Annotated in this window: 10 protein-coding genes; 6 read left to right on the top strand and 4 right to left on the bottom strand. The window is 31.4% G+C overall.

Annotated elements, in window-relative coordinates; genetic code table 11:
- The first annotated feature begins 256 nt into the window (after nucleotides 1-256).
- Together ACT3CE_RS18525 and ACT3CE_RS18520 are read left to right on the top strand one after the other, a co-directional pair.
- A complete protein-coding gene (locus ACT3CE_RS18525) occupies nucleotides 257-1,294 on the top strand; it encodes a sensor histidine kinase (protein ID WP_444711251.1) in 1,038 nt (345 codons plus the stop codon).
- A gap of 24 nt (nucleotides 1,295-1,318) precedes the next feature.
- A complete protein-coding gene (locus ACT3CE_RS18520; protein ID WP_444711250.1) occupies nucleotides 1,319-2,020 on the top strand; it encodes a response regulator transcription factor in 702 nt (233 codons plus the stop codon).
- Here ACT3CE_RS18520 and ACT3CE_RS18515 read toward each other — a convergent pair.
- Nucleotides 2,017-2,721: a ComF family protein gene (locus ACT3CE_RS18515; RefSeq protein WP_444711249.1), complete on the bottom strand. Its 705-nt coding sequence runs from the start codon at nucleotides 2,719-2,721 to the stop codon at nucleotides 2,017-2,019. The genes ACT3CE_RS18520 and ACT3CE_RS18515 overlap by 4 nt on opposite strands.
- Before the next feature lie 260 nt (nucleotides 2,722-2,981).
- Here ACT3CE_RS18515 and ACT3CE_RS18510 point away from each other — a divergent pair, with 260 nt between their 5' ends.
- From ACT3CE_RS18510 to ACT3CE_RS18495, 4 genes are all read left to right on the top strand, one after another.
- Nucleotides 2,982-3,353 (top strand): carboxypeptidase-like regulatory domain-containing protein, encoded by a 372-nt coding sequence (locus tag ACT3CE_RS18510; protein ID WP_444711248.1) that lies wholly within the window; start codon nucleotides 2,982-2,984, stop codon nucleotides 3,351-3,353.
- Between the two features lie 10 nt (nucleotides 3,354-3,363).
- The gene (locus ACT3CE_RS18505; protein WP_444711247.1) at nucleotides 3,364-3,831 is read left to right on the top strand and encodes a toxin-antitoxin system YwqK family antitoxin; all 468 of its coding nucleotides are present in this window, start codon (nucleotides 3,364-3,366) and stop codon (nucleotides 3,829-3,831) included.
- Nucleotides 3,832-3,992: 161 nt separating this feature from the next.
- Complete coding sequence (locus tag ACT3CE_RS18500; protein ID WP_444711246.1) at nucleotides 3,993-4,817, top strand: energy transducer TonB family protein; 825 nt, start codon at nucleotides 3,993-3,995, stop codon at nucleotides 4,815-4,817.
- Nucleotides 4,818-4,913: 96 nt separating this feature from the next.
- Nucleotides 4,914-6,326: a family 16 glycosylhydrolase gene (locus ACT3CE_RS18495; RefSeq protein WP_444711245.1), complete on the top strand. Its 1,413-nt coding sequence runs from the start codon at nucleotides 4,914-4,916 to the stop codon at nucleotides 6,324-6,326.
- Nucleotides 6,327-6,352: 26 nt separating this feature from the next.
- Here the strand turns inward: ACT3CE_RS18495 and ACT3CE_RS18490 are convergent, their stop codons facing one another.
- From ACT3CE_RS18490 to ACT3CE_RS18480, 3 genes are all read right to left on the bottom strand, one after another.
- A complete protein-coding gene (locus ACT3CE_RS18490) occupies nucleotides 6,353-6,943 on the bottom strand; it encodes a hypothetical protein (protein WP_444711244.1) in 591 nt (196 codons plus the stop codon).
- A gap of 343 nt (nucleotides 6,944-7,286) precedes the next feature.
- On the bottom strand, nucleotides 7,287-10,724 hold the full coding sequence (locus ACT3CE_RS18485; RefSeq protein ID WP_444711243.1) for an efflux RND transporter permease subunit: 3,438 nt from the start codon (nucleotides 10,722-10,724) through the stop codon (nucleotides 7,287-7,289).
- 11 nt (nucleotides 10,725-10,735) lie between these two features.
- On the bottom strand, nucleotides 10,736-11,857 hold the full coding sequence (locus tag ACT3CE_RS18480) for an efflux RND transporter periplasmic adaptor subunit (RefSeq protein ID WP_444711242.1): 1,122 nt from the start codon (nucleotides 11,855-11,857) through the stop codon (nucleotides 10,736-10,738).
- Nucleotides 11,858-11,874 lie beyond the last annotated feature (17 nt).

Raw genomic sequence — 11,874 nt, 5'->3', positions numbered from 1 at the left:
TTTTTCAGATATGTTTTCACAAAAAATCAAATCATTTTTTTTAATGCATTTTTATGACTGAATTGTTAAGATATTATTAAGATTTAAGCCTATGAAATACAATAAGGTTAACAAAAAATTAACTTGTAATTCAGAAAAAATCCTATTTTTATTTAAATATTGTGCTACACAAAAAAGATTGTAAAAACCAGCGTTTTCAAAAGCAGTAATTTTATACTAATTAGAGTTTACAATACAGAATTAGAATAAGATAAAAATGAAAATAATATCATCAACAAAAGTTAGTATTTATACCAGTTTAATAGCTGCTGTGTTAATTATATGTGCCTTCCTGCTACATACCTTAGTGAAAGGTGAATTTATATATGTATTAATATATGCTTTACTAACTGCCTGCGCTATTTATGCCATAAGTAAATATCTGCTAAACCGATTTCTATATTCTAAAATAAGAATACTTTACAAAACCATCCACGATACTCAGGTAATAGATAATGAACTAAGTCGTAAAATAAAAACCACTGATATTTTGGTCGAAGCCGAAAAAAAAGTCATGGAGTGGAGTAAAAACAGAGGTTCACTGGTGGTTCAGTTAAAAAAACAGGAAAAATACAGAAAGGAATTTATAGGAAATGTATCACATGAATTAAAAACACCTATATTTAATATACAGGGATATATTTTAACCTTGCTCGATGGCGGACTTGAAGATGCTTCAATTAACAGAAATTATCTTGAACGTACCGAAAAAAGTATTAACAGAATGATCACAATTGTGAAAGATCTGGAAGTGATTTCGAAATTAGAATCAGGTGAGCTAAAACTTTTGTACGAGCGCTTTAATATTATCGATTTAATTAATGAAGTTATTGAAATGCAGGAAATACGTGCCAAAAAGCATGGCATTAAACTAAAATTCGAACAAAATAATTCGACACCCAAATATGTTTATGCAGACAAAAAAGAAATCTTCCAGGTTCTAAATAATCTTGTCGTGAACTCCATAAAATACGGAAAGGATAAAGGCACTACATTTATCGAACTAATGAATATGGAGGATAAAATGCTTATTGAAATTCGTGATAATGGTATTGGCATAGAAACTGATAATTTGCCTAGAATTTTTGAGAGATTTTTCCGTGTTGATAAAAGCAGAGCCCGAAATATGGGAGGATCAGGATTAGGATTAGCCATTGTTAAGCACATTATTGATGCTCACAATCAAAATATAAATGTTAGCAGTACTTATGGCGTAGGAACAAGCTTTACTTTTACTTTAGATAAATCAAAATAACTAAAAACTAACAAGCAACACCAAATGGAAAATAGTAATTACAAAATATTATTGGTAGATGATGAAGATGATATTCTCGAATTTTTAAGTTACAATCTTAAAAAAGAAGGTTTTCAGGTTTCAACAGCTAGCAATGGTAAAGAGGCAATCGACAAAGCAAAAAAGTTTAATCCCCACCTAATTATTTTAGATGTTATGATGCCAGAAATGGACGGTATCGAAACTTGTGAAGAAATTAGATCTCTACCTGAATTTTCAGATGTAATAATTTCCTTTTTAACAGCTCGAGGTGAAGATTATTCTCAAATTGCAGGATTTGAAGCCGGAGCCGATGACTATATTAATAAGCCCATAAAACCAAAAGTTTTTATTAGCCGAGTTAAAGCATTATTAAAAAGATCAGGACGAATCTCTGATAAAGATTCTGCATCAAATGGCTTAATTACTATAGGTAATATTTCAATTGATCGAGAAAGGTATGTAATAATCCAAAATGGTAAAGAATTTTCCTTACCAAGAAAAGAATTTGAATTATTGATATTACTGGTTTCCCGTCCGCAAAAAGTTTTTACACGCGATGTTATTTATTCTTCAATTTGGGGTGAAAAAATTATTGTTGGAGATAGAACAATTGACGTTCACATTCGAAAACTTCGCGAGAAAATTGGTGATAAATATATTCAAACCGTTAAAGGTGTAGGCTATAAATTTATTGATGCTAATTAAGCATAAGCCAAAGTTGCAATACTTACTCTGCTATCCTCGGCCTGCAAAATAGCATGAGCGCAAGCTTCAAGAGTCGATCCGGTGGTAACAACATCATCAACTAAAAGAATATGCTTGCCCGTAAATTGCGGTGCATTCTTAATTTTAAAAATATTATCTACATTTTGCCACCGTTCAAGTTTATTTTTTCTGGTTTGAGACTGTGTATGCACCGTCCGATATAAATTATTCACTTCAACAGGAACATTTAAGCTATAACTTATGCCCTTAGCCACCAACGCTGCCTGGTTGTAACCTCTGATTCTTTGTTTTTCGGCATGCAAAGGAACTGGTACTATTAAATCAATATCTTTAAAAAAGTCTGACTTTTTAAGTTGTGCTCCCAAATGCTTACCTAGTTCAACTCCTATACCCTGCTGATTATGGTATTTTAACTTATGGATCAGCTTCTGAAATTTACTGCCTTTGGAAAAAGTAAAATAAGAAGCTGCATATTCAATTTTTACTCGTCCCCAAAATAACATAGAAACCGGATTATTTTTTTGCAGATAAAAATCCGTTGTAGGTAAATCATACAAACACCGGGTACAAATTGCAATTTCATTTTTAAACAGATAATTGCCACAAGCCTGGCACAGATTGGGATAAAAAAGATTAATAAAATCGTTCAACCATACTAAAATCGTGCTCTTTATACTCATTGGAGTTAATTTGAAATATAATCTACATAAAAAGTTAACCAACACTTAAGGTTTTAATAAGCTTATTCTAATAAAGATCAGAAATAAGCACCTTACATTTGTTGTGTAAGAAGAAGAGAAAGTAGTTTCACTTCGAAAACGAGAATAAAATTCTTTTTGCTTGTTCTAATTTAATGAAAATAACAATGAAACAATCAAATAGAATTAATCAATATAAAATAAAAACTAAGATTTATTACTAAAACAAAAAATTTACGAAAATGAAAAAATTTATTTTCCTATTTATTGCACTATTAGTAGTTGGACTTGAAAGTCAGGCAATTAAGGTAGTAACACCTGAGGGTGATAAAGAATTAGATACAGCAGCTATTGCAACTATTGAAACAACTAGCTTGTCTGGTATTGTTTTAGATACAGAAACAGGTGAAGCATTAGCAGGAGTAGCTATCCGTTTCGAAGGATCAGCAGAAACTGTTTATACTGATTTTGATGGTAACTTTAAAATTAGCAATGTAGTTCCTGGCAACTATAATATATTGTCAAGCTATATTTCTTATACCAACAATAAGCTAAAAAATGTAAATGTAAACGGAAAAAATAACGTTATCCGTTTGGTACTAAAAAAGGATTAATTAGAAGTAGATGGTTAAAAAGTTAGGAGTAATATTAGGCTTATTATTGTGCTTTTTTGCTAATCACTCATTTTCACAACCAATAGAAGAAATAGAGGGATTATATTATTGTACCCAGGGAGATCTTTACACCGGAACATATACAGAGTTTTATGAAAGTGGTGCTAAAAGAATAGAAATGAATCTAGTTGAGGGAAAACGTAATGGAAAAATTACTCTTTTCTTCGAAAATGAAAAAGTTCAGGAAGTTCGCTCTTATGTGAACGGTTTAATGGATGGAACCTGGATTACCTGGAATGATAAATCAGTAAAGATTGCAGAAGCCAATTACAAAAAGAATAAAAAGCATGGCAAGTGGTACATTTGGGACGAAAATGGAGTAAAACGCTATGAAATGGAGTATTACGAAGGAAAAAAAGTAGGAACCTGGTACATTTGGGATGCCAAAGGCAATTTAGTAAAAGAACGGAAGTTTTAGTAAATTCAGATAATAGAAGTTCTCTGAAAGTCGCTTAATTTATTTTAAGCGACTTTTTTTATTTTTGTATCTGCAATGTTTATATGGGAGAGCCGTTAATTCTTAATAAATTTGTCTTAGAATAGTTAATATTGCAAAATAAACCGACGCAGGAGAAAAAAATGAATTCGATAAAAGATACTATAAAAGCCATTATCACTCAAATTTTACAATTTGGTAAATATATAGTATCCGAATACAAAAGTTTTGTTTCGAGGAACAAATATGGAATAATGGGCACTCTGGCATTTCATATGCTTTTATTGATTATTCTACTTTCATTTAAACTAAACACAAAACGTGAGTTTAGTGAACCAGAAATTTTTATTGATATTCCAGCAGAAGTAGCAGAACAGATACTTAAAGAAGAGGAAGAAAAAATTGAAAAAGCACTCGAAGAAAAAAATTCTGAAATTTCTAAGAGTGTAGATGAACTTCTTAAATCAATTGCCGTAAACCAAAATGTTAAAAAATCTAAGTCCGATCCAAAAGTAAAGGTTGAGAATATGATCGACGAGATTCGCAAGAATTTAGAAGAGTATGGATCTGACGAAGCACCTGGAGGTAAAAAAAGTTCTAATGACTACAAATTAGACAGTATTACTGCAGCCGAAGCTAAAGAAAAGCAGCGTGCTTTAGATTCTTTACAAAGTATTGAATATAGTGGACCAAGCAGTGTTTATTACAGCTTAGAAGGTCGCCATAAAATTTATTTACCCATACCGGTATTTAAATGTGAAGGAGAAGGAAAAATTGTTGTGCAAATAACAGTAAACAGAAGTGGAAAAGTTATTGATGCCAAAGTGTTGGAAAAAGAATCGGGAGTAAAAGATGAATGTTTGTTCGAAGCAGCTATTGGTGCTTCTTATAAAACAAAATTTAATGTTAGTAGCTCCAGTCCAATTCAACAAAAAGGAAGCATTACTTATCACTTTGTAAGACAATAATTTTTAATTAAGACACTAATCACTTAATCGGATTATGATTATTTACCGATTATGTATAAATTAGACAATTGTTTTTATCCAAGAAATTAAAATAATATGAGCTTTTTTTTAGCATCTAAACTACGCAGAGCATCAGATACTGTTGCCATTGAGAAAAAAAGAGACGAACTAAAAAGTGATTTCGAAGATTTTGAAAATTTTTCAAAATCAGATGAATTACAACATTTTAATGAACTCGAAACTTATGTTCTTTCCGATAAATTTAAGAACCACCGGAAAAATATTGAAGGAAAAAGCTTTAAGAAAAGTCAGTTATTTCAGGATGAAAAGCAATTTAAGCGTTTTCAAAAATCCCGAAAATTTAAAACTTATTTTAAATTAAAAGATTCTTCAGAACTTACAAATTATAATCAACTGAACGAATCGGATGAGTTAATACGATTTAAAGATCTTGAAACACTTGTAAAATCATCTTCTTTTAACAAAAAAGAACAAGCTGATAAGTTAAATGAATATAAAAGACTAAAATCATCGGCTCGTATAAAAGAATATTTTAAGTTCGGAAAATCAAAAGCCCTTCGAATATATCAGGAAGTAGAAAAATCATCTGATCTTAAAACTTATTATCAGCTCGAAGAAAAAATTAGTTCCGATGATTTTCTAAAAGAAAAAGAATTTCTACAGGATAAAAAGCGATTTGAAAAAACCAAAGAATATAAAAAGCTGCAGGAATATCAGCAATTGAAAGCAAGTGAGAAATTTGTGAAATTTTTCAAATTGAAACATAAAAACCCATTTGAAGAAATTAAAAAATGGGAACTTACTTTTTCCGATGAATTTGACACCAATAAGCTTGACACAACTAAATGGACAACTCGCTATTATTGGGGTGATAAACTATTAAATAAAGCTTATTCTTTAGCTGGAGATTTACAATCTTTTACTGATGGAGATAATATACAAGTATCAGGAACATCGGCCGTTTTACAAGCTAGAAAAGAAAAAAAAGATGGTTTATTATGGAAACCTAATTTAGGTTTTGTACCTCAACAATTTGAATATACTTCGGCTATTATAAATACCGGAAATTCATTCAAACAAAAGTATGGAAAATTCGAAGCTAAAATTAAATTAAAAAATCATTCTCAAGTTCAAAATTCATTTTGGATGGTATCCAATAAAATTCTTCCTCATATTGATGTACTAAAAACCGCCAATGAAGGTAAACTCATGTTCGGAAATTTTTGGGGAAACGAGAAATCACCACAAAAAAATGAATTTAAGGTAAAAGGGATAGATTTAAGCAAAGGCTATTATATTTACACTCTTGATTGGAGTGCTGATAAATTGGAATGGAAAATTAACGATGTAAGCGTTAAAATTATAAAGGAAGGAATACCTCAGGAGTCGATGTATTTAAATTTCTGTATTGCTGTTAAAAACGCAAGTAATAATTTAAATTCGGAATTAGAAATAGACTGGGTAAGATGTTACCAGATGAAAAAATAAATAAAAAAGTGCCTTTCGGCACTTTTTTAGTTTAATGAAGTTCCAACATTAAAAACACTAAAATAATTATCTATAGAGTCGGCAAGTTGATTTTTTAAATCATTTAACTCCCCCTTTTCCATTTCTTCTTCATCCCAAAAAGTAAGAACAATATTCAAATAATCTTTTATTAATTCAGGAGAGGTTTTAAGTCCCAAATCTTTTCTAAGCAACACATTAAATTCGGCAAACCAAAGAAGAGCAATTTTATGTTCATGCACCGTTCCTTCAACAAAAGAACTAAGCGATTTAAATTCTAAAAACTTTCTGATGGTAGGTTCCGAAGCTAAATAATAAAGACGCGTGCCTAAATCTAAAAACTCTTTTTGCAGTTTCTTAAAATTACTCTTGCTCTTTTTTTCGCATAAAATTTTCATGAAAAAAGAATTAATTCTTAAAAATTCTTCGCGTTTCTCATCAGATACAGCAATAACATGATTCTCTTCTTCTAATTGCGTATCAGTTGCTACTTCTTCTAATCCTGATACAGTATTTCTTTTTTCCTGTATCAGAAAAGAAATAACAAATACCAGAGCAGTTAGAATTAATATTTGTAATATCATCGAAATGATTTCCATGGCTAAAGGTTTAATATATATGATTAATTGAGCTATCCTTATCTACAAACTCACATTTAAAAATTTACGAATTATTATATTGACACACAAAATGCTTCTATCAGATTTTATTTACCCTATATTTTTATAGATGAACAGATCATTTTTTAGGATTAAAATTTGAATTTAATTTTTTATAGCTTTTAAACTAAAAACGCCACTTTCAGAACTTTATTACTATTTATATCAACTTATATCTCTGAAATAAGTTTTTAGAAAATCAGTAAAGATAATTTTATATAGGTATTTTGTTTAGTATAAAAGCCAGTAATTTTCCCTTTATAAAAAAAGGGAATTATTTAATTTATTTCTTTTGAAATAGTTTATAAAATTTATGCTCTACTTGTGTAGCCAAACGAAACATTACTGGTGCAATTACGAGGGTTAAAAAGGTGGCAACCGTTAAACCAAATATTACTGTCCACGACATTGGTCCCCAAAAAGCTGTACTATCACTTCCAAAAGATAAATGAGGGTTAAAGTCTTTAAACAAGGTTGCAAAATCGAAATTCATACCAACAGCAAGAGGAAGCAAACCAAGTACAGTAGTTATTGCTGTAAGTAATACAGGTCTCAAACGAGTTTTTCCTGCCATGGCTATACAATCAACCTCTTCAGTAGAATTCAAATATTTACGACCTGTCATATCTGTATTTTCGATTTTACGTTTACGAAGTAAATCGATATAATCGACCAGAACAATTCCATTATTAACAACAATTCCAGCTAAAGAAATAATTCCAATTCCTGTCATTAAAATTACAAAAGGCATCTGAAAAATTCCTAAGCCAAGGAATACGCCAATGGTACTAAATAATACAGTAATCATTATAATTATTGGTTTTACTGCCGAATTAAATTGAGTAACAAGAATTAAGGTAATTAAGGCCAGAGCAATCATTAAAGCCTGAGTTAAAAATGCTTGTGTTTCTTCCTGTTCCTCCTGTTCGCCAGTAAGTTTATAAGTATATCCTTTCGACATTTCAAAATCGCTAAGCAACTCTCTAACTCTCGCATTTATAATATTTGCATTATATCCTTCCTTAACATTAGAATAAATGGTAACCACCCGAGTATTCTCAATTCTGTTTATTCGTTCGTAGGTTGAACCATACGAATAATCGGCAACAGCCGAAATGGGTACCTGAACCATTTTATTGCTCACAGGACTCATCACACTTATCTTTTGGTTCATTAATGCCGGAACATCATATCTGTATTTATCGCTAAGACGAAGCATAATATCATATTCATCTTCTCCATCTTTAAATTTAGATACTTCGAGTCCGTATAATGAATTTCGAAGAGCTCTTGCCACCTGATTTGTTGACAAACCAAAACGACGAACCTTATCGCGATCGATATTAATTAGCATTTCGGGTTTCCCTTGATCTAAATCCAGTTTTAATTCTTCAACGCCAGCAATTCTATCTTCATCGAGCATTTGTTTAACACGATTAGCCTCTTTTAATAATTGTTCAAAATCATCACCCGATATTTCAATATTAACAGGATATCCAACCGGAGGTCCCTGATCGTCTTTCTCTACGAATATTTTAGCACCAATAAATCCCTCAAAAGCACTAGTCAACTCTTTCATAATATCAGAAGTACTAAGTCCACCTCTCTCTTTAAACTCTACAAAAGAAATAGTAGTTAAAGATTTATTAGCGGCCCTGCTTGCTGTAAACATTCCACCTTTACCCGAACCAACATTGGTAGATATTGATCGAACAATACCCATGTAAGGATACATTATTTTATTAACAATATTCTCAACTCTTTCGGTTAATTCGTTGGTTTTATGAATATCGGTTCCCAACGGTAATTCCATTGTTATGTACACCGATTTTGGATCATTATCAGGAAAAAATACAAATAATGGATTGGTACTAAAATAGAAACCTATGGAGCCAATCATTAATAAAAATGTTCCTGTAAAAAATAATAACGGGCGAACTCCTTTCAGTGCAAAACGCAATGTTTTTTCATATCTGTTCTCAAGAACAATTAAAAAAACTGTTTGAAACCAACGGGCAAAAGGTTTAAGTACAGCAAGATTTAAAAGAATAAGTAAACCGATTACCGCAAAAATATTTGCTGTTAAATAGCTTTCCAGGCCACCAAACATTTTCATTAAATAAAATGGAACAGAAACAATTAAAAAGACAGACGCTATAATAAGGTATTTTTTCTTATCCATCCTCTTGTTCACATCATCTATTTTAACAAAACTGGCAGTAAAAACCGGATTTAAAATTAATGCAACAAATAAAGAGGAAGAAAGCACCACAATTAACGTGATTGGCAAATATTTCATAAACTCACCCATAATACCACCCCATAATAAAAGTGGAAAAAATGCCGCCAAAGTAGTTGCTGTTGATGAGATAATTGGTCCGGCAATTTCGCTAACACCTTTTTTGGTTGCTTCCAACTTAGAAAGACCTTCTTCGTGCAATCGATACACATTTTCGACTACCACAATGGCATTATCAACCAGCATTCCAAGAGCTAAAATCAAAGAAAAAAGGATCATTTGATTAACCGTATATCCAAGCTGATTAAGAAGAATAAAAGAAATAAGCATAGACATTGGAATGGCCAAACCCGAGAAAAGTGCATTTCTTAATCCCATAAAAAGATAAAGAATAAGAATTACCAGCAGCATTCCCATAATAATAGAGTTCTCTAAATCGGCAACTTGTCCTCTTACATCTTCCGAAGTATCGTTGGTAACAGTAACTACTAATCCACGAGGAAGGGTTCCATTTACTTTTTCCTGACTAATAATTTTGTGGATCTGATCGGTTGCAGCCAAAAGGTTTTCACCCGATTTTTTGGTAATAGATAATGATACTACCGGATGATTATCCAATCGTGAAATAGAGGAAAGTTCTTCGTATCCATCTTCAACTTCGGCAACATCTTTTAGGTAAACCACTCTCCCATTTACAACCTTTACAATTGTGTTTTCTATTTGCTGCATATTAACAAAGTCGGCACTGGTACGAATACTTCTTCTGGTATTATCGGTAATTAATGTACCGGCACTAACAGTTACATTTTCGTCGCTAATAGCCGTTTCTATATCATGAAAACTAACATTGTTAGCTTCCATTTTATGAAGATCGGCATTAATTTTAATTTCTCTTTCATCGATACCTTTAATATCGGCTTCGGAAACTTCGGGAAGAGCTTCAAACTTATCCTGCAGTTCTTCTGCAAATTCTTTTAAATCATCCAAACCAAAATCACCAGAAAGGTTAACGCTCATAATTGGGAAATCGGCAAAATCGATATCCTCAACAATTGGGTCTGTATCTAAATCGTCCGGCAATTCGCTTAAAGATTTATCTACCTTATCCTTAGTGTCCTGAAGAGCTTGTTTAACAAGTACATTCGTATTAAATTCGACTACAATTAAACTCATATCTTCGTAAGAAGCCGAGCTTAATTTTTTAACTCCTTTTAGCGATTTTAGTTCTTTCTCGATGGGACGAGTTACTAAATTCTCAATATCCACAGGAGAGTTTCCCGGATAAGGAGTAGAAATCATGATATTTGGAATTACCACTTCAGGAAAATATTCCCTGGGCATACTTTTATATGAAAACCACCCGAACATAACCAGAATAGCTGTAAGAATAAAAATAGAATTCTTATTCTTTAAAGCTCCAAATGTGGGTTTAAACTCCCGATGAATATTCTCGGAAGTAGTTGTATCTTTAATTTTATCCATTTTTTTTCGAATTACTTATAGCTAATTAGCGTTCCGTTAACAACCTGAGAAAATCCTTCGGTAATAATTTTATCACCTAATTTTAATCCCGATTCTACCAGTGACAGATTGTTATAAGTTCTGGAAATTTTAATGTAAGTTTTCTTTGCAATTAAATGATCACCCTCTTTTTTTGCCAAATACAAATAAGTTCCTTCAAAGTCTTTCTTAATAATAATAGAGGGAACCACCATTGCATTATCAATTTCATAATCCTTAATTTTCATTATAGAAATCAAATTAGGCTTAATTTTATGCTTCGAATTATTTAAGTTAATTCTTACTTGAAAACTTCTATTTCCTGGATCGATTACATTAGATGTACGAAAAATTGGAGCTTCAATATCCAGATCAATAGCTGGAAAATTAAGTTGAACAATAGCTCCGGCTTTAATATGATTAAGATATTTTTCTGATACATCACCTTCTACATATACTTTATCGATATTTACCAATTGAGCAAAAGGAATAGAAGGACCAGCCAACTCTCCTTTCTTTTGATGAATTTGGTCGATAATACCTTTAAAAGGTGCAGTAATAATTGCCATATCTTTCTGAGCCTCGAGAGCTTCTAAATTTCTTTCCAATGATTCTTTATTGGTTTTAGCCTGCAAATACTCTATTTCAGAACCTATTTTCTGATTCCAAAGTCTTTCCTGTCTTTCGAATATTGTTCTTGTAAGATCGAGATTGGTTTTTACTTCGTCGATAGTACGTTGAATTTGTGAGGTATTCAATCTTCCCAACACATCTCCTTTATTTACGCGCTGTCCTTCTACCACATCAATAGAAATGATATTTCCTGCAGCTTCAGGGGTAATTGTAATATTTTTATCAGCTTCAACATTTCCTGTTACCTGTATAAAATGCTCAAATTTAGAAGTTTTTAAATCCGAAACCAGAACATTTACTTTGTCTTCCTCCTGATTTTCGCTTTTAATTTTTTTCTCGAGAATCGAAATTTTCTTTTTCAAAATAGCAAATTCACTTTTGTATTTTTTTAGCTGTTCGGCATTGCTTAAATCCTTTTCTGCATCTTTAGAAGAGCATGCAAATAAAAGCGGAATCATTAGTGCAACAATTAATTTTTTCATTTTTATATCTTTTGTAG

This window comes from Marinifilum sp. RC60d5 (assembly GCF_052400665.1).
Lineage (GTDB): Bacteria > Bacteroidota > Bacteroidia > Bacteroidales > Marinifilaceae > JBQTGK01.
Note: the sequence above shows the minus strand (reverse complement) of the source record. Positions and strands in the feature narration are given on the sequence as shown.

What these genes read in the sequence shown, in the direction of transcription:
- ACT3CE_RS18525 (WP_444711251.1), top strand. Translation starts at nt 257, where the DNA reads ATGAAAATAATATCATCAACAAAAGTTAGTATTTATACCAGTTTAATA.
- ACT3CE_RS18520 (WP_444711250.1), top strand. Translation starts at nt 1,319, where the DNA reads ATGGAAAATAGTAATTACAAAATATTATTGGTAGATGATGAAGATGAT.
- ACT3CE_RS18515 (WP_444711249.1), bottom strand. Translation starts at nt 2,721, where the DNA reads ATGAGTATAAAGAGCACGATTTTAGTATGGTTGAACGATTTTATTAAT.
- ACT3CE_RS18510 (WP_444711248.1), top strand. Translation starts at nt 2,982, where the DNA reads ATGAAAAAATTTATTTTCCTATTTATTGCACTATTAGTAGTTGGACTT.
- ACT3CE_RS18505 (WP_444711247.1), top strand. Translation starts at nt 3,364, where the DNA reads ATGGTTAAAAAGTTAGGAGTAATATTAGGCTTATTATTGTGCTTTTTT.
- ACT3CE_RS18500 (WP_444711246.1), top strand. Translation starts at nt 3,993, where the DNA reads ATGAATTCGATAAAAGATACTATAAAAGCCATTATCACTCAAATTTTA.
- ACT3CE_RS18495 (WP_444711245.1), top strand. Translation starts at nt 4,914, where the DNA reads ATGAGCTTTTTTTTAGCATCTAAACTACGCAGAGCATCAGATACTGTT.
- ACT3CE_RS18490 (WP_444711244.1), bottom strand. Translation starts at nt 6,943, where the DNA reads ATGGAAATCATTTCGATGATATTACAAATATTAATTCTAACTGCTCTG.
- ACT3CE_RS18485 (WP_444711243.1), bottom strand. Translation starts at nt 10,724, where the DNA reads ATGGATAAAATTAAAGATACAACTACTTCCGAGAATATTCATCGGGAG.
- ACT3CE_RS18480 (WP_444711242.1), bottom strand. Translation starts at nt 11,857, where the DNA reads ATGAAAAAATTAATTGTTGCACTAATGATTCCGCTTTTATTTGCATGC.